Source organism: Granulosicoccus sp. 3-233, assembly GCF_052681095.1.
Window position 1 is genome coordinate 37,807 of sequence record NZ_JBQYLE010000009.1, and the last position, 24,906, is coordinate 62,712.

At 55.3% G+C, this 24,906-nt stretch carries 21 protein-coding genes; 7 read left to right on the plus strand and 14 right to left on the minus strand.

The genetic code is table 11. The features are described from left to right. Positions 1-118 precede the first annotated feature (118 nt). Both merA and merF read right to left on the minus strand, forming a co-directional pair. Positions 119-1,546 (minus strand): mercury(II) reductase, encoded by a 1,428-nt coding sequence (merA, locus tag ACUNV4_RS21195; protein WP_430880618.1) that lies wholly within the window; start codon positions 1,544-1,546, stop codon positions 119-121. A 24-nt stretch (positions 1,547-1,570) separates the two neighbouring features. Beyond that, complete coding sequence (merF, locus tag ACUNV4_RS21200) at positions 1,571-1,789, minus strand: mercury resistance system transport protein MerF (protein ID WP_430880619.1); 219 nt, start codon at positions 1,787-1,789, stop codon at positions 1,571-1,573. 266 nt (positions 1,790-2,055) lie between these two features. Between merF and ACUNV4_RS21205 the strand changes: the two genes are divergently transcribed. Next, positions 2,056-2,484 carry a MerR family transcriptional regulator gene (locus tag ACUNV4_RS21205; protein WP_430880620.1) on the plus strand — a complete coding sequence of 143 codons (429 nt, stop codon included), beginning with the start codon at positions 2,056-2,058 and terminating at the stop codon, positions 2,482-2,484. Positions 2,485-2,633: 149 nt separating this feature from the next. Here the strand turns inward: ACUNV4_RS21205 and ACUNV4_RS21210 are convergent, their stop codons facing one another. The 3 genes from ACUNV4_RS21210 to ACUNV4_RS21220 form a co-directional block, all read right to left on the minus strand. After that, a complete protein-coding gene (locus tag ACUNV4_RS21210) occupies positions 2,634-3,260 on the minus strand; it encodes a 3-oxoacid CoA-transferase subunit B (RefSeq protein ID WP_430880621.1) in 627 nt (208 codons plus the stop codon). After that, the gene (locus ACUNV4_RS21215) at positions 3,260-3,955 is read right to left on the minus strand and encodes a CoA transferase subunit A (protein ID WP_430880622.1); all 696 of its coding nucleotides are present in this window, start codon (positions 3,953-3,955) and stop codon (positions 3,260-3,262) included. Before ACUNV4_RS21215 ends, ACUNV4_RS21210 begins: the two co-directional genes overlap by 1 nt. 253 nt (positions 3,956-4,208) lie before the next feature. Continuing rightward, complete coding sequence (locus ACUNV4_RS21220) at positions 4,209-5,585, minus strand: tetratricopeptide repeat-containing glycosyltransferase (protein ID WP_430880623.1); 1,377 nt, start codon at positions 5,583-5,585, stop codon at positions 4,209-4,211. Positions 5,586-6,028: 443 nt separating this feature from the next. Between ACUNV4_RS21220 and ACUNV4_RS21225 the strand changes: the two genes are divergently transcribed. Together ACUNV4_RS21225 and ACUNV4_RS21230 are read left to right on the plus strand one after the other, a co-directional pair. Continuing rightward, entirely contained in the window at positions 6,029-6,379 is a 351-nt protein-coding gene (locus tag ACUNV4_RS21225; protein ID WP_430880624.1) for a phasin family protein, read from the plus strand. Between the two features lie 132 nt (positions 6,380-6,511). Then, positions 6,512-6,865 (plus strand): phasin family protein, encoded by a 354-nt coding sequence (locus ACUNV4_RS21230; protein WP_430880625.1) that lies wholly within the window; start codon positions 6,512-6,514, stop codon positions 6,863-6,865. A 146-nt stretch (positions 6,866-7,011) separates the two neighbouring features. Here the strand turns inward: ACUNV4_RS21230 and ACUNV4_RS21235 are convergent, their stop codons facing one another. Then, positions 7,012-7,881 (minus strand): RluA family pseudouridine synthase, encoded by an 870-nt coding sequence (locus tag ACUNV4_RS21235; protein ID WP_430880626.1) that lies wholly within the window; start codon positions 7,879-7,881, stop codon positions 7,012-7,014. 279 nt (positions 7,882-8,160) lie between these two features. Between ACUNV4_RS21235 and ACUNV4_RS21240 the strand changes: the two genes are divergently transcribed. From ACUNV4_RS21240 to ACUNV4_RS21255, 4 genes are all read left to right on the plus strand, one after another. Next, positions 8,161-9,732 (plus strand): FAD/NAD(P)-binding protein, encoded by a 1,572-nt coding sequence (locus tag ACUNV4_RS21240; RefSeq protein ID WP_430880627.1) that lies wholly within the window; start codon positions 8,161-8,163, stop codon positions 9,730-9,732. Positions 9,733-9,879: 147 nt separating this feature from the next. Beyond that, positions 9,880-10,908, plus strand: a complete 1,029-nt coding sequence (locus ACUNV4_RS21245; protein WP_430880628.1) for a TRAP transporter substrate-binding protein — start codon at positions 9,880-9,882, stop codon at positions 10,906-10,908. Between the two features lie 97 nt (positions 10,909-11,005). After that, positions 11,006-11,644: a TRAP transporter small permease subunit gene (locus ACUNV4_RS21250; RefSeq protein WP_430880629.1), complete on the plus strand. Its 639-nt coding sequence runs from the start codon at positions 11,006-11,008 to the stop codon at positions 11,642-11,644. Between the two features lie 58 nt (positions 11,645-11,702). Beyond that, positions 11,703-12,965: a TRAP transporter large permease gene (locus ACUNV4_RS21255; RefSeq protein ID WP_430880630.1), complete on the plus strand. Its 1,263-nt coding sequence runs from the start codon at positions 11,703-11,705 to the stop codon at positions 12,963-12,965. Between the two features lie 109 nt (positions 12,966-13,074). Here the strand turns inward: ACUNV4_RS21255 and ACUNV4_RS21260 are convergent, their stop codons facing one another. The 8 genes from ACUNV4_RS21260 to ACUNV4_RS21295 form a co-directional block, all read right to left on the minus strand. Continuing rightward, positions 13,075-15,228, minus strand: a complete 2,154-nt coding sequence (locus ACUNV4_RS21260) for a peptidase domain-containing ABC transporter (protein ID WP_430880631.1) — start codon at positions 15,226-15,228, stop codon at positions 13,075-13,077. Between the two features lie 2 nt (positions 15,229-15,230). Next, complete coding sequence (locus ACUNV4_RS21265) at positions 15,231-16,478, minus strand: HlyD family secretion protein (RefSeq protein ID WP_430880632.1); 1,248 nt, start codon at positions 16,476-16,478, stop codon at positions 15,231-15,233. Positions 16,479-16,480: 2 nt separating this feature from the next. Continuing rightward, positions 16,481-17,545 carry a radical SAM protein gene (locus ACUNV4_RS21270; RefSeq protein ID WP_430880633.1) on the minus strand — a complete coding sequence of 355 codons (1,065 nt, stop codon included), beginning with the start codon at positions 17,543-17,545 and terminating at the stop codon, positions 16,481-16,483. Positions 17,546-17,588: 43 nt separating this feature from the next. After that, positions 17,589-17,849, minus strand: a complete 261-nt coding sequence (locus ACUNV4_RS21275; protein ID WP_430880634.1) for a hypothetical protein — start codon at positions 17,847-17,849, stop codon at positions 17,589-17,591. A gap of 776 nt (positions 17,850-18,625) precedes the next feature. After that, positions 18,626-19,609: a sugar-binding protein gene (locus ACUNV4_RS21280; protein ID WP_430880635.1), complete on the minus strand. Its 984-nt coding sequence runs from the start codon at positions 19,607-19,609 to the stop codon at positions 18,626-18,628. A 41-nt stretch (positions 19,610-19,650) separates the two neighbouring features. Beyond that, entirely contained in the window at positions 19,651-20,694 is a 1,044-nt protein-coding gene (locus ACUNV4_RS21285) for an ABC transporter permease (protein WP_430880636.1), read from the minus strand. Further along, entirely contained in the window at positions 20,691-21,431 is a 741-nt protein-coding gene (locus ACUNV4_RS21290) for an ATP-binding cassette domain-containing protein (protein ID WP_430880637.1), read from the minus strand. Before ACUNV4_RS21290 ends, ACUNV4_RS21285 begins: the two co-directional genes overlap by 4 nt. 945 nt (positions 21,432-22,376) lie before the next feature. Beyond that, positions 22,377-24,848 carry a cation:proton antiporter gene (locus tag ACUNV4_RS21295; RefSeq protein ID WP_430880638.1) on the minus strand — a complete coding sequence of 824 codons (2,472 nt, stop codon included), beginning with the start codon at positions 24,846-24,848 and terminating at the stop codon, positions 22,377-22,379. Between the last annotated feature and the right edge of the window lie 58 nt (positions 24,849-24,906).

Consider the following 24,906-nt stretch of genomic DNA (forward strand, 5'->3'; position numbering starts at 1 on the left):
GCGTTTTCGAGAGGCTGAAACAGAGAGCCTTGCACGGCGCTTCAACTTTCGCGTTCGTTCCATGTAATCTGATCCCATGCTGTGGTAGCTGCAAATGGACGTCGGGAAATTGATTGGCTCAACCAGCACAGCAAGACAGATTTTTCACATCCCTGTCGAAAGTCTGCGCAGCAAGCTTCAGGCCTTCCACCGTGGTGAGATACGGAAATATCATCTCGCTCAGCTGTTGATAAGTCATGCCCATCTTGATCGCCACCGCTGCCGTTTGAATACTGTCTGCGCCTTCCGGCGCTAGTATGTGCGCCCCTAACAGTCGGCCGGATTCTCGGTCTGCGACCAGCTTGATCAATCCTCTCGTATCGCGGGCGGCCAATGCGCGCGGGACATTGCTCAGTGTCAGTGTAGAGGTCCGGATCTCATACCCAGCTGCTTTGGCGCCAGCTTCTGTCAAGCCAACACTGGCCACCTGGGGGTCGGTGAAAACCACCGCTGGCATGGCTGCATTGTCATAGGAGAGAGAGTTGCAGTTCATCGCATTCCTGGCTGCGAGCTTCGCCCCGTAGGCTGCCATATAGACAAACTGGTCGGCACCGGTGACATCGCCAGCGGCGTAAACACCAGGTCGGGATGTCTGCATGTGATCATCGACCTTCACGCCATTGTCAATCAGCATTTCAATACCAGCAGCGGACAAATTGAGACTGTCCGTGTTCGGCTTGCGACCGGTTGCGACAAGCACCTTCTCGGCTATGAGAATGAGCTCTTTCTGATTCAATTGCGCTTGCAAGCGAACGCCTCCGTCGATGACATCCATGCCGGTATAGGCATCTACTGTCACGATATGGACACCTTCCTCACGCAGATAACGCGTCAAGGTTTTTCCGATTTCGGGTTCCATCTTCGGCAAAAGTCCCCGGCGACTGACCAGCTTGACCTCCACTCCTGCCCGGGAAAACATCTGTGCTATCTCCACACCGATATACCCCGCTCCGATCACGAGTAGAGAAGCGGGTAGATGTTCCAATTCCAGAGCTGTCGTGCTGGTGAGGTACGGTACCTGTTCCATACCAGTGATCGCGGGTACGTCAGGCTGCGATCCGGTGGCAATGATCACCTTGGCGGCATTGATGATCTCACCATCGACTTCCAGTAAGCCGGTGTCAGTGAATGACGCCTTGCCCTCCATGTAGGTGACGGAGTCGTAGCGCGGGAGCAAATCGGTGTACCTCGCCTGGCGTAGCTCGTCCACCAGTGCCTGCTTCTGTCGAACAACCGCTTGCCAGTCGGTGACGCGCGCTGAGGTTTCGATACCGTCGAAGCGTTTTGCAGCTGCGGCGTGGTGTAGCGACTCTGCAGTTCGTATCAGTGTTTTGGAGGGTACACAGCCGACGTTGACGCAGGTGCCACCAATCGTGCCGTCACCAATCAGTGCTACACGAGCACCAGCTTCCGCAGCGGTAATCGCTGCAGAGAAACCGGCTGACCCTGCGCCAATCACGGCAAGATCGAAGGTGTTGTTTTCAGAGAGGTCGTGACAATCAGACATGGAGGTTCCAGGCAGCACGGGAAATTACGGAGATGTACTGGTGTTGCGTTTCAGCCGCCACAAGGCGTAAACCGTAATACCAGCGAAAACAGCCAGCGCCGGCAGCAAGACCAGATCGAGATAGCTGATGGCAGCCGCCAGCCCAACGGCGGACAACAGCACGACCAGCAGAGGCGTGAAACAGCACAGTGCAGCCAGAACGGTTCCTACTAACCCGGTAGTCAGGAGTGTCTTGTCTTTCACAAGTCTTCACCAGCAGTCAAATTCATGTGAGTACCTCCTCAACGATCCGGAATGGGTGGGAGCACGATGGTCCACGTTAACGCGAGTGTCGTCAGAGCCCGGAGTATTTCCGCCAGCGGCTACCATCCCGGCCATTCTGGTGTGGATGGCTGGCTGCAGGTTGTCAAACCAAAAGTCTGGCAGTGGACGTAGGTGATGGGTTTTCTTTGTCATACTCACTATTATCCGATCTGTAGTAACTACAGATGCAAGAGAAAAATGTGACTATGAACTCAAACGGCAATGTATTCGCCATCGGTGAGATGTCCAGACGCACGGGTGTGAACGTCGAGACAGTGCGCTATTACGAAAAAATCGGTCTGATGCCCAAACCCAACCGTTCAGAAGGTGGAAACCGGTTGTATAACGATGAGCAACTGCAGCGCCTGTTTTTCATCAAACGCTGTCGAGGGATCGGGTTCAGTCAATCGGAAATCAGGGCGTTGTTGGCGATGGTCGATCATGAAGACGTGACTTGCGCCGAGGTCCACAGCATCACCACGGCACACGTCGCGGATATCCGACAGAAGATAAAGGATCTGCGCAAGCTTGAGAGGGTGTTGACACACATGGCCGACGAATGCAGTCGCGGTGATGTGCCAGAATGTCCGATCATTGAAGCGCTCTTTGATCCCGAGACACAGAGTGGAGTGTGATCCATGAACTCGCTTGCCCCATCACGATGACTCGTCCAACTGGAGACACGATCCCAATCATGATTTGAGCCAATTTGCTCTGATGCGCGAGCCTGACAGCACAACAGCCCTCCTGTCTGGCAGGAGGGCTTACACAGATACCGTGTGGATCAGACGATAGTCGCCTCGGTAGCTGCCCGGATTTCCTCTTCGGTAACGCCGTCAGCGCACTCGACGATTTGCAGACCGCCCTCTACCACGTCCAGCACCCCGAGATTGGTGATGATTCGATCGACGACGTTCTTGCCGGTCAGCGGTAGCGTGCACTCTTTCAACAGCTTGCTGTCACCATGCTTGCTGGTGTGATCCATGACGACAACCACGCGACCAACGCCTGCCACCAGATCCATGGCACCGCCCATGCCTTTCACCAGTTTGCCCGGAATCATCCAGTTGGCCAGGTCGCCGTTTTCAGCCACTTCCATCGCACCCAGAATGGCCATCGCAATCTTGCCACCCCGGATCATGCCAAAACTCTGTGAGCTATCGAAATAGGCAGTCTGGGGCAGTTCGGTAATGGTCTGTTTACCCGCGTTGATCAGATCCGCATCGATTTCGTCTTCAGTCGGGAATGGTCCCATGCCGAGCATGCCGTTCTCGGATTGCAACGTGACTTCCACACCCTCCGGGATGTAGTTCGACACGAGCGTTGGAATGCCTATGCCCAGATTCACGTACCAGCCGTTCTGCAGTTCCTGTGCGGCACGTGCGGCCATCTGATTGCGATCCCAAGCCATTATGCAGTCCTCACTGTACGTTGTTCGATCCGTTTCTCGTGTTCGCCCTGAACGATCCGGTGCACATAGATACCCGGCAGATGGATGCTGTCCGGATCGAGTGATCCTGTCGGCACGATTTCCTCGACTTCAACCACGCAGATCTTGCCGCACATCGCCGCTGGGGGATTGAAGTTACGCGCAGTCTTGCGAAATACCAGGTTGCCGGTTTCGTCAGCCTTCCAGGCCTTGACGATCGATAGGTCGGCAAAGATGCCCTGCTCCAGGATGTAGGTCTCGCCGTTGAACTCCTTGTGCTCCTTGCCTTCGGCGATGACAGTACCGACACCGGTTTTGGTATAGAAGCCGGGGATGCCACAGCCTGCTGACCGCATGCGCTCGGCAAGAGTACCTTGCGGATTGAATTCCAGTTCCAGCTCGCCCGACAGATATTGCCGCATGAATTCGGCGTTTTCGCCCACATAGGACGAGATCATCTTCTTAACCTGCCGGGTCTGCAGCAGGATACCGATACCGAAGTCATCAACCCCCGCGTTGTTGGAGGCGAATGTCAGATCCTTGGTGCCTGCATCCTTGATGGCACCCAGTAGAAGTTCAGGAATTCCGCACAGGCCAAAGCCTCCGGCGGCAATGAGCATGCCATCTTGCAAAACTCCGTCAAGAGCCTCTGCGGCACTGCCATACACTTTATTCATGCTGCGACCTTTGTTGATTCAAGGAGGGGCTGGCTCCCCAGCATCCAGAGACGGGGGGATATTCGTAGTCTTTGCCAGACAGGTGATGCACTATTCCCTACATAATAACTGAAGAAATGGCTATCTGCAGGTCGGAATATGCAGGTTCGGCGTAGGTCAGAACCGGTCTGGAATCACGCTTTGCCTCATGATCGACGCATGACCCATCGACTCCTGCACTCTATCAGGGCAGCATCTGCAGATTCCGGACTCGTCATGCCGCGTCCGCGACATTTCCCCCGGACGAAAGCGGCAGGCTGTCGGTACTGGTCAGGAGGTAGTCGATGATGGCTACGGACGATGCATCGCCAGCCTTCTGATAATGTCGGCGCTTGTAGTGAAGCTTTTCCCGCCATGGGGCAGGATCGGCAATGTCTCTGGCAGCGAATGCCTGGTCCAGCCGGTTTTCCACCAGGCAGTCAACCAGCCTGTCGAGAGCGGGATCGTAATCGGCTCTGGCTGTCAGCGCTCGGGTGTAATGGTCAATGGCCGTTAGTGGTGCTCCCTCCACTTCAGCGAGCAATCCGAGGTGATAGGAACTGGCGTAGCTGCCGGTTCCGTCAACATCTTCGCAAGCCACACCCAGCTCCAGAGCTGCCTGGTACCCCGCTTTGGCGTAATCGATATCACCCTGCATGAATCCGACATGACCGCAGACATGCTGAAAATCGGCCCAGCGAGTACCGCCGTGGGCCATGTTCCGGTGCTGGTCGAGCAGCGCGCGCGCCTCATCCAGACGATGCCGATTCACTTGCGCATAGGCAAGACTGACAATGGCCGTGGTCAGTACTTCCCGGGCAACGGGTCCAGCATGTCCTGTCGGAGTGTCAGATTCACTGTAATCGAGACCATTGAGCATTGTAGTCAGCTCGCGTGCAGCATCGTCATGCTGATCGACAGTGAAACAGGACTGCCCCAGTTGAAAGCGATAGTACTCGTTATCGGGCTGTTGCAGCAGCAGCGATTGCAACAGGGGAATGTTCCGCCGGGCCTTGTGATCCGGGTCATCCGGTTCATGCGCATAGCCGGAATGGTCGACAATCAGTTGCGTACAGGCAGTCGTCAGATGCCCTTCCAGCGGCACGAGCTGTTCATGCATGGCTCCCTCGAATCGTACCGATGCGCGATGGAAGAAGCGCTGCATATGCGAACGTACACTGCTTCGCTGGCCATGCTGGCAGGTAGCGCTGACCACTTCCACGCTGCCTGACGTCTGGCTGGAGTGTTGGTTGACGAAGTCAATCAACAGCTGGCGCGCCGCGGCAGGTTCGCGCACGACTTCATCGGCATCGATCGACAGCACCCAGTCCCCACTGGCTTTCTCCAGGGCCTGATTGCGAGCGCTGGCAAAATCCTGTTGCCACGGAATGCTGCACACTACATCGGCAATCGATTCGGCAATGGTCATGGTCTCGTCACGGGAGCCGGTATCGGCTACCACGATCTCATCCACAACCTCTCTGAGTGTTTCCAGCGTGTGCTGCAGGACCCTGGCTTCGTCCTTGACGATAAGCACCGCGCTGATCATGCCGTTCTCGAACGCGCAGTCGAAGACTTGCCGGTGTGCGGCAGTATCAGTGTCATCATGCAACTCGTTTTCCGTCTGTCCCGAGCTGCGAACTGCAGAATTCGTACCGAGCCATTCCGTGGACAAGCGGCTCTGGCCATCCATCCTTGCGAGCGGCTGACTATCGTGACCTTGCCATGCAAGTCGAATCCTGATTGAAGAGCGACGAATGGGCGAATGAAGGCATCTCGACCGGCCGCCATTCCCTTTTCTCGACGACAGGGCTCTTTTGAAAAGGTTACATTGCAATGCAATATGTCAGAGTGTTGACGGAAAGCAATGGCTGAATGTCAATCTGATTCACAAGTCCTATGAATATCGTAAGTAATTGATTTAGAATAATATAAAAAATCATCAGGATTTTAAGTGAAAACTAGCCCTTTACATATTGCATTGCAAAATCAACGTTCCTACAATCCGTTCTGAGGGATGGGAGACTGTCTTTTTCAATCAATCGGAGTCAGAACATGCAGAACGTAACGGACAACATGACCGAACAATTCAAGCAACTGGTGGATATGCAAGCTCGCACCCTCGAGCCCATGCGCGTCTACGCCGAAGTTGCAGCCGATGCATTCGAACAGATCGTTCGAAAGAACTATGCAGTGGTAGGTGATGTACTCGAATACTCTACCAAGCAGGCTCAACTGCCTCTGTCCAGCGAAAACTTCGCCGATGTGACTTCCGCCCAGATGGCCGAATCCAAGGCTCTCGCCGAGCTGATGAGCACCCGTGTCAACGAATACGCAGAGATTGCTCAGCAGTTCTCCAGCAAGGTGAAAGAAGCTTCAGAGACTGTCTCGGCCTCTTTCAAGTAAGCCGCTCTTCAGGACTGCTCGCAGTTCCTCGAGACTTGTCTGACGGTTGGCTGATGCCCTGCCTTAAAAGGCGCTCGGTGACATGTGTCACCGAATGCTCTTGTCCTGTTTTATCAATAAAAGGAGATACCGATGAAAAACGTGAACGAACAATTTGCAGAACTGCAGAAAAAGACCCTGGAAAGCCTCGAACCCATGCAGAACATGACTGCCGTGGCCGCTGAGGCGTTCGAGCGAATCGCTCGCAAGAACTACGACTTGATGGGTGACATGGTCGACTATGCCGTTACTCAGGTGAAGACACCGGTCAATACTGCAAACCCGCAGGAAACCTACGAGCAGTGTATGGCAGACACCAAGGCGTTTGCCGAAAAGGTCAATGCCCGTGCGTCAGAGTATGTTGAACTTGCCAACGAGCTCGGTGAGCTGGCGAAGTCGAAGGTGGTCACTCCTGCCGTGAAGGAAAAGGAAGCCGAAGCAGCCTGACCTGCAATTAGCGCTTGATGAGGTCCTCGTCGCCAGACAAGACAGCGACGAGAGACTTCGACCAATTGACTCGCCCGAGCCGTAACAGGCCGCTGGCTGAGACAGTGTCTCCAGGCTCGGGCGAGCAATCCTGGTCGTGGTTCGGATCAATCCGGAAACAGCTGTAATCGCTGCTTGTCAGCAACCGTGAAGCGCTGCCCGGTGCCACTGATTGGACACACGAACTCCAGGGACACCGATTGCAGTTGTAGATCCCGGTTTTCGGCATTTACGGAATGACCCCCATAGAGCCGGTCCCCTGCAATGGGGTGCCCCAATGCGCTCAGATGCTGGCGAATCTGATGCTTGCGACCGGTCACCAGTGTGACGTCCACCAGGGAGTAGCCTTGCCGGTGCTCCACATGGGAAAACAGGCTCCGAGCCGACTTTCCATCGACGTCCAGATTCACCTCGTGGTTCTGCGGGTGCGTGCTGAAGTCACCATGCACGATCGCCTGATATCGCTTGTCGATACCCCCTTCGCGAAACAGCGTGCTGAACAGCTGTGCACTCTTCTTGCCATGGCAGAGCAGAATCAGCCCGGTGGTTGCTCGATCCAGTCGGTGCACGATGAACACAGGCCGCTGTGGACAGCCGAGCAGTTCAGGGAGGTGGACTTCCACCCAGCGGTTGATACTGGCAAAGTCTCCCCAACGACTTCCCTGGCAATACAGTCCATAAGGTTTGAACCAGATGCTGTATTCCTGAGCATCGTGGATCAGATGCGGCGCGGGCACCGATTGCTCAAGTAAACGCGCATTGTAGTTGAGGAGCAATTGGTCTCCGGGCTGCAAGGGTTTACTGGCCCGTCGCAGCCGCTTTCTGCCATTGCCTCGCACCAGCCAGACGGCGCCTTTCTGCATGGCATCCTTGATGCGGGCTTGGGGCAGATCAGTCTGGGTGGCCAGCAATTGACTGGCTTTCATGCAATGGCTATCTGCATCGATGGTCAAGCAGAGTTCGATGATGTCAGACATTGAAGTCAAGGCGAGTTGCGGATGCCCACTCTACCCCATTTGTTGCAATTCCACGCCGCATGGGTTCATGCAATTGCCAGTTGACAACTCAATCCAGGCTCACGCCCCATGGCCCCGCAGCCAACGATTCCCACAGCGAGTCAAAGGCCGGAACTACCCTGGACGATGCAAGTTTTCCAAACGAAAAATTCCCCTGGCTCGCGCTATTAGCATTACAGCAGAGCTGGCATTCGTCAGTATCGCGGCAACAGGCACTTACTGCCTGAGTCTGATACAAGCATGAGTAGAAAACGCGTAGGAATCGTCGGCTGCGGGGCCATGGGTCTGTACTCGCTGAAGCATCTGGTGGAAAGCCAGGAAGAGCTGGATATTCATATCTTCGACTCGGCGGCGCAGCCGGGGTGCGGCATGCCCTATAGCGAGGGGTTGAATGCGGATTACATGCTGTGCAATGCCTTCAGCCGAGAGATTCCGCCGCTGACCCGCACTCTGGCGCAATGGCTGAAGACGCAGTCTGCCGTCGAACTTGATGAGTGGGAATCAAGCCCTGATGACGTCGATGCTCGTGCATTCTATCCGCGAACCCTGATCGGAAGATTTCTGATTGCCGAATTCAAGGCCGTGTGCGAGGCCGCCCGGAAGGCAGGCCATCGAGTGCATGCTCTGCCGGAATGCCGGGTCAACGACATCGTTGTCGATAAACGGTCCGCCACTGTGGTACTTGGTCCAAGAAGTGACAGCCTGGAGGTGGCACTCGACACTGTCATCATCGCAACCGGGCATGACTGGCCGACCCATCCGACAATCGGAGATGTTGAACTGCTATCGCCCTGGCCGTATACGAACATCGAACGGCAGCTGCCTGGCCAGATAGGGATACTGGGTTCTTCCCTGTCAGCGGTTGATATCGTGGTGGCCCTGGGTCACGCGCATGGCAGTTTCATCGAACAGCCTGGACAGATCTCCTGGAAGCCGAACACTGGTGTTGATGACATGCACGTGACCATGGTTTCTCGTGACGGCATCATGCCAGAGGGAGACTTCCATTATCCCTTTCCCTATGAGCCTCTGGACTGCATCACGAAAGAGGCTGTCACTGTCGAAGTGGAGCGTGGCAAGGAGGGGTTGTTGGGGCGTGTTTTCCAGTTGCTTCTTGACGAACTGGCAGCAGCCGACCCGGATTACCTTGACCATCTGGGGGCGGGTGCCCGCACGATTGAAGGTTTTGCCTCCGCCTATTTCAGGGACAGAGAGCAAAGAGGAGGATTGGAGGCCGTTCGCGACGACCTGCAGGCGGTCAGAGAATCGATGCGACGCGAGGAGACCATCGCTTATCGTTATGCATTGCTCAGAGGACATGAGAATGTCGAAATTGCTCTCCCGCATCTGTACGAGCAAGACTGGAAGCAGTTCAGGGAATATCTGCTGCCTGTCTTCGCCGATTGTTATGCTGCAGTGCCACACTTGTCCATTGCACGCATCCTGGCCATGCACCGAGCCGGCGTTCTGTCCATTGTTGCCTCGGGTGATGAGGCGTCCTTCACCCGTGCGGACGACGGGCGGATAACGGTCGATCACGGCGGCAAGATGCTGCGCTTCGATTGCATGTTCGATGCGCGAGGGCAATCACCTGCCAGCCTCTCCAAGCTCCCCTTCCCCTCATTGACAGCCATTCTCGACGACGGCAACGATCCCATACGCGCACCTTTCAGAGTGGCCGTCTCGCCAACGACTGATGTGCGAGTCTATTGTCTGGCCCTGCCGCAACTGCTGGAGCGCTACCCCTTTTCGCAAGGATTGCCCAATTGCTGCGAGCTTTCGAAGACGGCTGTCGAGGATGCACTGGGTTAGACAACGTGTCGTTTTCCAGCATACGGCTAGCGGAGAGGTGTTGAACGGCACCTGGACAGTGTGCTGGACAGTGTAGTGAGGACAAGGCACTATACTTATCCAAGAGGATTCAGTCCCGAACTAGAAACACTGCTCTGGAGGCAAGACATGAAGACCACGTACCCTTTACGCACCCTGACTCTGGCTGCCGGTCTGTTGGCCGCTACAGTCGGCACCAGCACACACGCTCAGGAATACGCCTTGCGTTTCCAGCACTCGGATCAGGCTGGCAACCCGAACTATGTGATCGGTCAGGAGTGGGCGGCATCACTGATGGAGCGCAGTGGTGGCAGATTGTCTCTGGAGCTGTTGCCGGTAGGATCCATCGTCGAGTATCAGGAAACTCAGGATGCGGTCGGTGCTGGAATCATTGACGGTCATGTGACAGATGCGTCGTATTTTGCCGGCAAGGATCCTGCCTTTTCACTCATTGGCAACCCGGTGGGTGCCTGGTCTGCGCCACAGCAGATGCTCGATTACATCAACAAGGGCGGTGGCAAGGAGCTGATGAATGAACTGGTACAGCCCTATGGGTTGCAGTTCATCGGTGCGACAACCCCGGGTCTGGAAGCCTTTGTCTCCAAGGTCCCCATCGACTCGGTAGCGGACCTGAAAGGTCTGAAGATGCGTGCACCGGAAGGCCTGGTGAACCAGGTGTTTGCAGCCGCAGGTGCAACACCGGTAAACCTGCCCAGTTCCGAGGTATTCACCTCACTGGACAAAGGTGTCATCGATGCGGCGGACTTTTCCGTGTTCTCGACCAACCAGGCACAAGGCCTCAATGACATCGCCAAGCACCCCATATATCCGGGGTTCCATTCCATGCCACTGATCGAGATCTCGATGAACAAGGCGAAGTGGGATTCCATGCCTGAAGACCTGCAGACCCTGCTGGAAGAATCGGTTCTGGACTTCTCCGCAAACATGGTTTCCCAGCTTGCAGCCAATGATGAAAAGGCCGTGGCTGAAGCGGCTGAAAAAGGAATCACGATCCATGACTGGTCCGATGAGGAACGTGCAAAGTTTCGTGGTATCGCTGCTGAAAAATGGGTGACTGTTGCCGAGAAGTCTCCCAACGCACAAAAGGTCTATGACCACTTGACGGCCTATCTGAAGCAAGAAGGTCTGATCAAGTGAATCTGTAATCAAGGTCGTGATCCGGACAGGACAGCAAGCTGCAGAAATCCGCGTCGCTGTCCCTGTCCGTGCGTGACAACTTTTTCAGGATTGACAGATGACACCTCGAGAACCAGACAATATTCCATCGTCTGATGCGAATCAGCCGGATATCATCGAGATCGCTTCTGCTGTCGAGTTCGACCGCGACGGAAGAACTGCCGTTGCCGAAGCTGGCTGGTTGGGCAGGCTCATCGACCGTGGCGGCATCCTGTTTTCGATAGGCATTGTGTGTTCGATGCTTATCCTCATTCAGGAGATCGTTCTGCGCTATGTGTTCGGGGCACCGACCATCTGGGCGCATGAGACGACGGTGTTCCTGTGTGCACTGGCCTTCATTTATGGGGGACTCTATTGCACGGCCCGTGACCAGCATATCCGGGTTGTACTTCTCTACGATCATGTCAAGGGCCGTGCTCGGCGCGTGCTGGATGTTGCCATATCCATTGTCAGCATGATCGCGTCCCTGTTCTTCGCCTGGGCGGCCTGGATCATGGTCAAACGCGCCATTTATCGTCCGGATGGCAGCTTGCATTTCGAGACCTCGGGCAGTGCCTGGGATCCGACCTACCCGGCCTGGCTCAAGCTGTTCCTGCTGGCAACGCTGAGTGTGATGGCGTTGCAGTTTCTGATACTGGCCTGGAACCACGCGCGCAAGGCGAGCATGACCACCTCCGCTTCTTCACAAGAGAACTAAGGCACTGGAAACGCTATTCGATCTGAAGTCGCTAGGTATCGAATACGGTACCCTGCTGATGTTTGCCATGTTGTTGGGTCTGCTGCTGTTGGGCATACCGCTGGCCTTCGTCACCTTGCTGGTAGCACTGGTATTCGCCCTCGGCTGGTTTGGCCCGGCATCCGTGCCGTTGATCACGAGTCGGGTCTACAGCTTTGTCTCATCATTCGTTTTTGTCTCGGTGCCGATGTTCGTGCTCATGGCAGCATTGCTGGATCGCTCCGGTATTGCGCGGGATCTGTTCGATGCGATGAAACTGGTGGGTGGACGACTACGCGGTTCGGAAGCTGTCCAGACCATTTTCGTTGCGGTGATCCTGGCTGCCATGAGTGGCATCATCGGTGGCGAGATTGTCCTGCTTGGCTTGCTGGCACTGCCGCAGATGTTGCGCCTTGGCTATGATCGGCGGCTGGCCATCGGGGTCATCTGTGCCGGTGGTTCGCTCGGTACCATGGTGCCACCGTCCATCGTGCTGATCATCTATGGCCTGACCGCCAATGTCTCCATCGGCGAGCTGTTTACTGCGGCATTCATACCGGGATTGATGCTGGCATCCTTCTACGTCATCTATGTGCTGGTGCGCTGTGCCATCAACCCCAGCCTGGCACCACCACCAACCGTGGACAAGCGCTCGCGCGCAGAAAAGCTGAGGCTGTTGAAAGGATTGATCCTGCCTCTCATGGTGGTCTTCTTCGTGCTGGGATCCATCTACGGTGGTATTGCCTCGGTCACTGAAGCGTCGGCGGTGGGCGTTGCAGGTGTGCTGCTTTCGACGGTCATCCGTGGTGAATTCACCTTGAAGATGATGAAGTCAGCGGCTCTGCAGACTCTCTCTACCTGCGGCATGATCGTGTGGATAGGGATCGGTGCCAGCGCTCTGGTCGGTGTATTCAACCTGATGGGTGGCATCAATTTCGTCTCCGATCTGATAACCGGTATCTCGGACAATCCAACCATCGTCATCCTGTTCATGATGGCCATTCTTTTCATACTCGGCATGTTTCTCGACTGGGTTGGTATAGCCCTGCTCACCATGCCGATCTTCGTGCCCATCATCGTATCTCTGGGTTATGACCCGATCTGGTTCGGTGTACTGTTTGCCATGAACATGCAGGTCTCCTTCCTGTCGCCACCCTTTGGACCAGCCGCCTTTTACCTGAAAAGTGTCGCGCCACCGGATATCTCCCTGGGCGAAATATTCCAGTCTCTTTTACCGTTCATCGCCATTCAGATTTTCGCGGTCGCCATTCTGATCATGTTTCCCTGGATAGCAATCAGGTAGATGGACTCATCTATCTGGTTGAAGTGCTGATCAGACGCAGGCATCCCGATTCTTTCGACAACCAGGCCACTACGCGTTGGTGTTGCCGGGATGTTCGGTGCCTTGCCGCTCAGCTGACGAGCTGCCTGTCAGGCGTCGCCCGATTCGATGCCTGGTTTCCGGAAATGTCGGTGCTGAATCGATTCTGCATCTCGATGACTCGATCAGCCGATGCAATGGTCTCGGGTCGATGAGCAATGATGATGCGCGTTATGGACAATTGCATGACAGCGGCACTGACCAGTTGCTCTCCGGCGACATCCAGATGGCTGGTAGCCTCATCCAGAATCAGTATTCGGGGATTCTTGTACAGGGCCCGAGCCAACAGCAATCGCTGCTTCTGACCCCCGGACAGTACGGACCCCATGTCGCCTATCATGGTGTGGTATTGCAAGGGCATGCTGACGATTTCGCGGTGAATGGCTGCCATGTTGGCGACCTGCTGAACCAGCTGCATATCGGGCGCAGGATCGAAGAAGGAGATGTTGTCGCTGATCGAGCCGGCAAACAGCTGGTCATCCTGCATCACGGTGCCAACCAGTCGTCTGTATTCTGTCAGGTCGATTTTTTCCAGCGACCGCCCCCCGATGTAGATCTCACCCTGCTCCGGCTGCAGTAGTCCGAGCAGCAGTTTGACCAGCGTCGTCTTGCCGCAGCCTGATGCACCGACCAGCGCGACCGACTCACCCGGTGCAATGCGCAGACTGAAATCATCAAGGACCCTCTCTTCGTTCTCGGAATACCGATAGGAAATCGAGTCGACACGTATATCCAGTTCATCCTCGTTATCCAGATGTTCTGCGTTGTGAGGCTCTGCCTCGACCTCACTCAAGGCAATATCTGCGACACGTTCCGTGTGCAGGCTCAACATCTTCAGGTCGATGCCCTTTTCAATCAGATTGGTGGTGCGCGAAACGAACTGCTGCTTGTAGGCCAGGAACGCGAAAAGCATACCAACCGAAAAATGACCATCCAGAATCATCAAGCCGGCAAGCCACACGACAGCGATATTTTCGAGCGAGAAAATCAATCCGTTGACGCATTGATAGGCCAGGCCAAGCCGCTGTACGCGAATACCGGCATTGAACTGTTCCACCATCAGGCCCTCGTATTGAGTACGCCTCAGCATCTGCCTGCCAAACAGCTTGATGCTTTGAATGCCTCGTGCAGTTTCCAGAAAGTGAGTCTGTCGCTTGGCGCCGCGCATTATCTCCTCTTCCTGCGCCTGTCTCAACGGTTTGTACAGGATCAGCCTGACCACAGCGTAGCTCAGCGCCGCGGTGACGACCACTGCGGAGAGACTTCCCGCATAGAACAGCATCATTACAAGTGTCGTGATGACCATGAGGCCATCGATCATCGCAGTCAGAAAGCTGCCAGTCAGTGTCGATTGAATCGTGCCCATGGAGTCGAACCGTGAAATGACATCACCCAGATGACGGCGTTCGAACCAGATCATCGGCAATCGGACGAGGTGACGAAACAGATTGCCGAGCAATTGCAGATTCAGCTGATTGCTGATCACCATGATTACCCAGCCACGAAGCAGACTGACGCTGACCTGAACGATGCCCAGTAGCAGGAATCCAATGGCGAGCAAGGCAAGCAGATCCCGGTCGTTGGATACAATGGCGCTGTCTACCACCAGTTGCAGGAAAAGTGGTGCAGCAAGCGTGAACACTTCCAGCGCTAGCGCGAGCACCAGTACTGTCGTGATGGCTCTGGAGAGTCCCTGAATTCTTCCCATCAAATGTCGAAGACTGATCCTGCGACGCTCTTCCCTGGCGACAAAGTCGGCTTCCGGAAGTACTTCCAATGCAATACCGGTGTAATGTTTCGAAAATGCCTTGAAAGGCAGACGCCGTTTACCCTGGCCAGGGTCATGTATCTCGAGGTATCTGGAACCGATTCGAGTCAATACCACGTAGTGGTTGAAGTCCCAATGCAGAATCGCTGGCAGTTGCAGTTTGTGCAATTCATCCAGATCGGCTTTTACCGGACGAGCGGACAATTTCAGCTGACCGGCAGTTTGCATGAGATCGGCTAGACGTGCGCCTCGAGCTGTGCTCAGGTTACGTCGGTGCAATGTGGCCAGATCCGTCTTGTAACCATGGTGACTGGCGATCATCACCAGACAGGCGAGTCCGCATTCACTTGTTTCATTCTGCAGAACGATGGGTGTTCTGGGGTTGCCGATGAAATCCAGCATGCTGATCAGAGACATGTTCAGCTCCTCTGTGTCAGGCTGAACAAGGGATCGAACATCCACTGGATGATCGTTCGTCTATCCAGGAGTACATCACCTTCAAACGACATACCTGCCTGCAAGGGAAATTCCCTGTCATAGGCAGCCACAGACTGCTTCTCCAGTTCAACGGTTACCAGGTAGGCTGGCGTTGTCAGAGGCGTTGGCATGTCCACATCGCCCGGCAGCAACAAGGTTCTCGCTATGGAGTCCACAGATCCTCGATAGTGGCCAAATCGCTGAAATGGAAAGGCGGCGTAACGCAAAGCCACTTCCTGTCCTGGTGTTATGAACCCGATTGCATGGCTGGGTACGAGCAGTTTCGCTTCCAGTCGAGCCCCTTCGGGGATGATGCTCAATAACGGTGAATCTCGGCGGGTCTGCTGCCCGGGCTGAATCAGTATCGTGGTGACAATACCGTCTGCTGGTGCAGCAACCACGATCTCATCGTTGGTCCTGAATTCCGATTGTTGCTGCTGAAGTTCCATGATGCTGCGTTTCAGTGTTTCCTGCCTTGATCGTGAATCCAGTTGACTGCTGGCTCCCTCATTGGCGAGCACTTGCAGTCGCCCTGTCAGAGCTATGCGATCACGCTCCAGCACCTGCAACTTTCCGCGCAGTTCCATCGAGATATCCTGTTGTCTGTAGACATCTGCACTGGCTATGAAGCCGGATGACTTCAGCTCCTCGAATCGTTGACTTTCCTCACGGGATTTCTGCATTCGCCACCTGAACGTGCGAATAGCCTTGTCCAGTTGCTCGAGTTCTTCGGACAAGCTGCTGCGTTGATCCTCGATGCTCTGTTGACGCAAGGCATCCTCCTCGTTCAGGGATTCCAACTCGTTTTGCAGACTATCCAGTCGCGCCTGCACGAATCGAATGGCCTCACCGTTGGCATCGCGTACTTGAAGACTGCCTCGCTCGGTTGATATCACTGCCAGAACCTGACCCTTGCGTACCGACATTCCTTCGTCAACTCTGCGTTCACGTAGTGTGCCCACGACCTGGGGGAATACCTTGACCAGTCCCTTGTCAGGAGACAGATATCCCTGAACACTGGCCTTTCTGTTGAATTCTCCGACACACAGATAGATCAACAGCAGTATGGCGAAACCAGCGGCCAGCAAGGTCAGCAGGCCTGCACGCGGAGAGACGGCGATCAGCAATGCTCCCTCCAGTGGTTGATTCTGTTGCTCCAGCGCCTCCTTCCGGAACAGTGACGTTCTCATGATCAGGCCGCTCCGGCTACAGCGCTCCCCTGACTCAATCCCTCAATGGGAATCGTCACAGTGTGAGACCGCCTGGCGTATTGATTCAGTCTTTCGTACCAGTTGATGAAGCCTGTGTCGTTGTCGGCCTCGAGCGATTCATGCAATCCGATACTCAATCGGTGGACTTCGGGGCCTGTGCGCTGACGCCAGCCTTCAGCCATGTCTCTGATGCGGCACTCTCTGAGATTTCCGAGGGAGTACCGTCTGGGGAAGCCATACTGCAAGGGGACAACTTCGCCATCAGGTTCGATGACGAGTACCGACAGCAAGTCGGCAAGACGGCCTTTCAAGGGGATGTCGCTTGGTCCGAGGAAGAACTGATCGGGATAGAGCTCAAGCGCCTGACGATGCACCAGATCCAGGTGGATGTTCAATCGCCCAGCCACTGTTCGTTTGTAGTGTTCGACCAAAGCCCATGCGTGAGCAGTCTCCAGCGCATCGGGTGATTTTCCCGTCAGCTGCGCTGCGGCATTGCCGGTATTCTCCAGCGGGTGAATGAGTAGCCCCCTGGCACCGGCTTCCAGACAGAAGTTGACAACCCAGGGTAACTCGTCGAGGTTGTTCTGCGTCAGGGTGAACAGGAAGCCAAAGCTGATACCACGCTGGTGTAACCCCGAGAGGTTCCTCGCCATACCCTGAAATGCGCGTGCAGAGTTGCGCATGCGATTGTGGGATGCCGGTTTTCCGTCCAGTGACATGACGAGAGCGTCGAATTTTCCCTCGATAGCCTGCAGGCGACTTCCGTTGAGCAACATGCCATTGCTCACGAGGCTGGTCCGCATGTGATTTTTTCGGCCATGATCGAGCAGTTCCGGCAATGCCTCGTAAACCAGAGGCTCACCGCCAGAGAATGTGGTCCATTCATAGCCTTCATGCGCAAGGTCGGTCATGGCCTGTTTCAACAAGGCAGGCTCGATTATTTCCGTTTCCTTAGGAGAGGAGGATGAGTAGCAATGCCGACAACTGAGATTGCACTTTCGTGTCGGATGGATCTGAACGATTCGTGTTTTTCCAGTAGGTCCCATTGTACTCACCTCCTCGTGGCTTCCGTTTGCAGACTGCTCTGGATCAGTAGCGCTTGGTCATGTCCATGCGTTCGGATATACCCGCAACATCGATCAGCTTGTCGGGGTTGATCTGCACATTGAGAGTCGCCAATTCCCGGAACAGGTCCGGATCGATTGTTCCAAGCGGGAAGCTATCCCTGGGCCAAAGTCCATTCAATGGTTTCTGAGCGCCAGCTACCTGAGAGACTTCTTCCGCAGTCAACTCGCACAAGCCGCCGTCTGCGTTCAAGAGTTTTTCGGATCCGCGTTTTTCTGTAGTCATGATTCTGTTCTCCTTGAGGTTGTTTCCTTATTCGAACGTCATGCCCTTCGCATCAACCATCTCGCAATGTCTTTATCATTCCAAACATTTCATGGATGACCTCTGGGCTCCGTGGATATCGAAGTCGATTCTTCGAATATCATCACCGGGTGAGCAGGCATATCGCCTTTCACGGGAGCCAAGATAATCATGTTGCCATCCGTCAATCAACTAATCTTTGGTTGCATCCGTTGTCGATTTCCACTGTAAAACAAGTGTCTTTTTCACTCAGGAGTGCAGGTCAATGACGCTGACTGCTGTCACTACGGCCATCGGGATGTGGCGATTTTCGGTAGCAGACTGACCGAATTGATGGTGGTATCGCTTACCGGGAATGGGCTTCAACAACCGTCAAAGGCAGATACAGTCAAGGTCTTGAAGATAATGCAAGTGCGAAGACAGTCGTTGCGCAGCAACTGTCCAAAGGGACAGTAGACGAATGGCTGGGAGACAGATGGCGTTGATTGTCGTTCTTGCAGAAGAGACGCAACAAGGTATGGCAAGCCCTCTCGAGTTCAGCCCTTCGGATAGCGCCATTGACTGGCCGAACGTTGAAGGCTGGATAGGTACTGCATGGAATAACCAGGTCAGAACCTATAGAGGTGTGCTTCGTTGAAACACCGGTCTGCGTCACCAGTCAGGCGGAAGCCGGGAACACGGGCTTACCGCACGTAATGAAGTGGAAAGAGTGGCGACACGGTCCACGTACCGCCACCCTTGATCAGGATGCTCGCTAGCTACTGAACGCAGGTGTCGACGTTGTCGTTATTGCAAACGTCGAGTCCGGTGTAGATCGGATCTTCGACTGTCTTGCCTTCGACAATGTCCTTCAGGATATACATCGACTTGTACCCCATTTCGAAGGGTCGTTGACCAACCAGACCATTACCCAAACCGTCTCTGGTCTGTTCCAATTGCATCGGCAAGGTGTCGGCAACGACGATCGTCAGCTCACCGGCATCCATCTTGTCCTTGTATGGTTCCGCTGCCTTGCGATAGGCATTGTCGAACCATTGTGTGAAAGCGCCGGTCGAGAGGAATACGGTCAGGTCAGGATTGGCCGCGAGGATATCAGTCATTCCCTGCACGGCAACGTTGCCGTCGTCATTGGTGATCAGAGGGCAACCGGAAACCTCTGTCCAGCCTCCCTCGCCTTGCAGCATGGAACCCGGAGGCGTACCGGTATCCTCGCCGGCAAGTGTGTCCCGAGCTCCTTTCAATCGCTCGTTATGGTTGGCAGCGGCCGCACCACCGGTCTGCAGACAGATCGTCCCACCATCCGGGTGACGTGCCATGGCCAGTTCGGCCAGGTTCACACCGATATCGTAATTGTTGGTTCCTACATAAGTGGTACGCAATTCCATGTCTTCCTCGAGCAGGTCCGAGTCCCAGGTCATGACCGGTATTCCTGCATCGGACGCTGCCTTCAACACCTTGGCTATGGCTGGTGCGTTCGATGGAGCGACAGCAATTCCATCCACGCCTTTGGTGATGAGATCCTGAACAATCTGCAGTTGCGCAAGCTCGGTGTGTTCACCCGGACCGATGTATTCACAAGTCACATCGGCCAGTTCTTCCTGAGCCTTGTAACAGCCATCACGTGCCAGATCGAAGAACGGATTGTTCATCGCCTTGGGTACCAATGCAAACGTATAGTCGGCTTGCGCCCCCAGCGACGTGACCATCATGGCCAACGCCGATGACAAGAGTACTTTTTTCATTTTTTTCCTCTCCAACAATTGGTGACAAGAAGTAATGGGAATCAACTTCCCCTGCGATTGCGGAGCTGTTCCAGCAGTACGGCGAGTATGAGAAACAGCCCAACAAAGAATTGCTGCCACAGAGCCGGAATGCCGGCCAGTAACAGAGAATTGCGAATCAGCTCGACCAATGCTGCACCAATGGGTGCGCCGAATGCGTAAACCATCCCGCCCATCAGGTTCGCTCCACCGATCACACTGGCGGCAATGACATTCAGCTCGTAGGTCACGCCCATGCCATTGGTGGCCGATCCGGTATAGCCGATGAACATGAATGCTGCGAGTCCGGTACAGAGGGAGCAGACCATGTACACCGAGACAATGACCCGTTCCACCGGGATACCAGCCAGTTTGGCGGCGTGTGCGTTGCCGCCGATGGCGATGACCCAGCGGCCCCAGGAGGTGAAGTGCCAGACCCACCAGAAGATCAGAGTCAGAACGATCAGCAACCAGACCACATTCGGTACGCCGAGCATGCTCTCTCCGCCAATCCACTCGAACAGGTCGGCATCTGGTCCGAAGTCGTAGATCATCTTGTTGTCGGAGATGACCATGGCAATCGAGCGTGCCATCGCCAGCATGCCCAATGTCACGACGAACGGTGCCATTCGCAGATAGGCAATCAGCACGCCGTTGATGAAACCGACCAGTGCTGCTGTCAGCATGCAAACGAGGAACCCTGTTCCTATTCCCATACCGGATTGCATGGTCAGACCGAGCGTGATCGCGCACAAACCCATCAATGAGCCGACAGAGAGATCGATTCCAGCGGTACAGATCACCGCCGACATGCCCAGTGCCATGATCCCGAAAAAAGCGAAGTTGCGCGTGATGTTGAACATGTTGCGTTCGGTCATGAAAGCGTCCGACACGAAGGTCATGACCAGTCCGATGGCAAGAATTGCCAGAAATACCCAGAAAGGTTGTGTGCGCAGGAGCGCACCAATGCCCGAGTTCTCCTGGCGAGATGTGATGCTGTCGTCGATAGCCGCGTGATCTCTGACACTGGCTGTTGCGTCATTCGTGTCTGTTGTTGGCTCGCTCATGCTGCTTCGATTGCTCCGATAATGAGTCCAGTGACCTCTTCCGGACTGGTTTCGTTGATGCGCTTGTCGGCTACTTTGGACCCTCGTCGCAGGACGGCCACACGGTCGCACACATCAAAGACATCAGGCATTCGATGGGACACCAGCATGACTGCATGGCCAGTGTCCTTGAGCCGTTGAATCAGCGCCAGCACCTCCGCGACCTGACGTACCGATATCGCTGCCGTCGGTTCGTCCATCAACACCAGTTTCGGATCCGAGAGACGCGTTCGTGCTATCGCAACTGCCTGTCGCTGACCTCCGGACATCTGTCGGACAAGGTCACGAGGTCGCGTCTCTGACTTGAGCTCGGCAAACAGCTCTGCCGCCTGCTTGTACATGGACGCGTAGTCGAGCATCGAAAATGGTCCTACCTTCTTTTTCAGTTCCCGCCCGAGAAACACATTGGCGCCTGCTGTCAGGTTGTCGCACAGCGCAAGGTCCTGATAGACGATCTCGATACCGGCGTCACGCGCATCGAGCGGCTTGTGCAATTCGACCTTCCTGCCTTCAATCAGAATCTCGCCACTGGTGGGCAGGAAGTTGCCGGCAATGATCTTCATCAGTGTTGACTTGCCAGCGCCGTTGTCACCCATCAATCCCACTGCTTCACCGGGTTCGATGGTAAGGCTGACACCTTCGAGGGCATGGATTGCCCCGAAGCTCTTGGTGATGTTTTTCAGCTCAAGCAGACTCATGTGTTTTTCTCCCAAGTGTCATTGGCTGTTTTTCCATGGTTATGCCAATCGTGTCTTTTCGCGTCCTTTTTTGTCAGAAGCCTGAGTCACGCCGGGCGCGGTCACGGCAGCAAAATCTGGTGTGATTTCACGATTTTTCCTGTCGGATGAATTCAGCAGGATGAATACTCGACGACATGGTGAGTGGCAGGCCGTCAGCGACGATGGTGCTGGCCGGGTTGCCTGTCGGTATCCCGTTCGTCGTGAACCTGGGCAGGCTGATTACCAAGCATGGTTCAATCTGCGGTGCACTAACTGCATTACTGGCACGGCGCTCGTTTGCATGAACGGGACAATCAGGCCAGACTTGATTCATTATTCCACTACGCAATCGGAGTCTGGTTGAGCTTAGCATGCAAGATTGACGGACTTCCACCCCACAATGAAGTTGATGCAGCGCACCTGCAACTGACGCTTGCGCTCATCGACGCCGGAAGATACGGCAGACAGTACGAGGTGTTTCCAGGATCTTGCAGTCGAGAATTCGCTTTGGAAATCGCCAGAAGAAGAGATCAAGATCTGAATGCCGTTATCATTCTCTGTTCAATGACAGTTTGATGAATCGACTCTGATCATCGGTCGCTTACCCCCTCCTGCAGAACATCACCATGCCCCCTGTTCTTGATCAATAACGTCTGGGGAGTGACTGATGGGTTCTGGATGTTTGGTTGTGGATGTAAATATGGAAGCATGCAATGGTGGTATATAATTGACTGATCCATCTCTTCCATGCAGCATTAGTGGCGAATCAAAGCATGTCGCTGATGGTAGCCTCGCAACAAGCCGGATGAAGAGATTGAACCTTGCGGAGACCGGACGATCTCTCCACCACGGACCTCTTGTCTCTCTGGTGTATCAAGTTCGCGGCATTGCCGGCAGGACCGGTGCAAGGTCCCCGCCCTGTCGTCAGTCGATGGTTCTGGCCGACTCCTGCACCAGCTGCTGCAGCTTCGGACTTCGTTCAAGCAAGCGCCGAAACCTCACTTCATCGAGTACCAGCAGAGTCGATGGTACGATGGTGCGGACTCTGATATCTCGATCCTTGCCTGGCAGGAAGGTCATGACACCGAAGATCTCGCCCCGCCCCAATCGGTGCAATTGCCCGGCGGATTCGACCTCCACCGCCCCTGACGCAATGAAATAGACCTTCTTTTCACTATTATCCCGGTTGATGACGATGGTGTCGGTGTTGACGTACCGTGATTGCAGATGCCTTCCCAGCTTGTGCAGACTGTCCTTGTCCAGATCCGCAAACAACGGGTATTGACGGATGAGCTCGTCTCGCTGTACCGCCAGATCGAGCTCCAGACGTTTATCTGCAATGGCGCGGCGCGAATTGATGTCCTGTCGCAAGGAGGTATGCAGCTCGACGCCCACAAGCCCCTGCTCGCGCAGCGATGCATACTCTCGTTCCTCAAGACGCAGCGCAGTACGCTGGATGATGCGACGACCGAGCTCTTCCGCATAGCCGGGAAACTGCAGACGCAAACCTTCCAGAGCTGACTCCACCATCGCCTTGCGGCGGAAGAGCAACAGCTGCAACAATTCGGCAACACGCCGACCGTGTAGACGCCTTATTCGAGCATTGATGAAGCCTTCCAGATCACCGAAAACGACGCTCTGAGATACCAGCACTTCGAAACGCTCCTCGCTGATACGTGCCAGCGGAGCAGACCATCTCAGGTGATTGTGCAGAAACAGGGCGATACGGTAATCGCGTTTATAGCCGACACTCTTTCTGGCGGCACGCTGGTAGCCTGTTCGACCGGCCGTACGGGCACCGTCAATCAGACTGTCCGCATCGGCCACCGCTCGCTCGGCCAGACGCAAGGGAAACGTGCGCTCCCTGACTCTTTCGAGAATGGCGTTGCGCTCTGCCACGGCCAGGGCCACCAGGCCCAGAGCGATGCGATCCCGCGCATTCAGTCCGTCATCATTTTCGGCACGATGAACCGCATCCTCGACTCTGCTCGCCAGTTGACGGGCTTCTCCGCGAACGATGTCACGCGGCAGCTCATAACGTCTGGTGGTAGCTCCCATGTCGTCACGCACCGTCTGCAATGCGACTGCGACCACCTGGTTGGACAGGGCCTGATCCAGCGGTGTCAGTCGGTCGAGCTTGAGCAGACTGATGACGCCACGCAGGGTTGTACCCTGCACGATCAGCGTGAACAGTGTGAAACCGGTTGCCAGAATGCCTACCAGGCGTTTGATTTCAATGGACACGGCCTGACTTTCGGTAACCGCCAAAGCGAGTGCCAGCGTCAAGGCGCCTCGCAGACCGCCCCACAGGATGGCCGCTCGGTATGGCAACTCGACACTCGGTGACAATCGTAGCGCGGACAGCAGCGGTAACAACCCGAACAGGATGGCCGCACGCGCAGCCATTGCAGACACAATGACGACCATCACCAGCAGCAAATCCTCCCAGCGCACCGCTTCAAGCATTCGGGGAATCAGCAATGCAGCCAATATGAAGATCAGTGCACCACCCCAGTGCGCCAGCAGATCCCAGGTCTCCCGCAGATTGGTCCACGAAATGGGTGTCACACGACTGGGTCCGGACAACTTCAGTGTCAGACCGGCAGTCACCACCGCGATGACCCCCGAGGCTCCAATGCTCTGCTCTGCGATGATGTACGCCAGGTAAGGCAGCGCCACCGATACCGAAATGATGGCGCGGTCGTAGCGAGCAAACAAGGTCATGATCCACAGAGCGATGCGTGTGGCAACCCAGCCGGTGAGGATGCCGCCAACGATCAACACCGGGAACCGTGACAAGGCACTCGAGATCGTGGGGTCCGGCACATTGAGCGTCACATATGTCAGAAACACGCCAAACAGGGCGATGGCGGCGGCGTCATTCAACAGGCTCTCGCCCTCGATGATGCGTACCAGTCGCCTGGGTGCCGAGATCGATCGGAAGATGCTGACCACCGCAGACGGATCCGTCGTTGAAACGATCGCCCCGATCAACAGACACCCGGTCAATGGCAAGGGACTGGCCCAGGCCAGTGCCAGGCCAACAGAAAACGTCGCGACGACCACAGCCACGACAGCCAGCACCAGAATGGGAACCCAGTCATCCAGCATCCTGCGTAGATTCATGCCCAGCGTTGCCTGAAAGAGCAAGGTCGGCAGAAAGACATACAGAAAGACATTGGAACGAATCGGCAGATCCACGATTGCCTCGGCAACCGGATTCAGGGCATCGGTCAACTCGGTGTTGAGAAAGAACGCCGCCCCGCCCCCGATCAGGATGCCGATCCCGGCCAGAATGGCGCTGTACGGCAAACGCAACCGAGACGCGAGAGGTTCAGCCGCCGCAATTACCAGAAACAGGGAACTGATGATCGTGGTGACGACAACGATGTCCATAAATGATGAGGGTCTGTCAATCAGGTGGGTGGTTGAGTATGTGGACGCGAACGTTGCA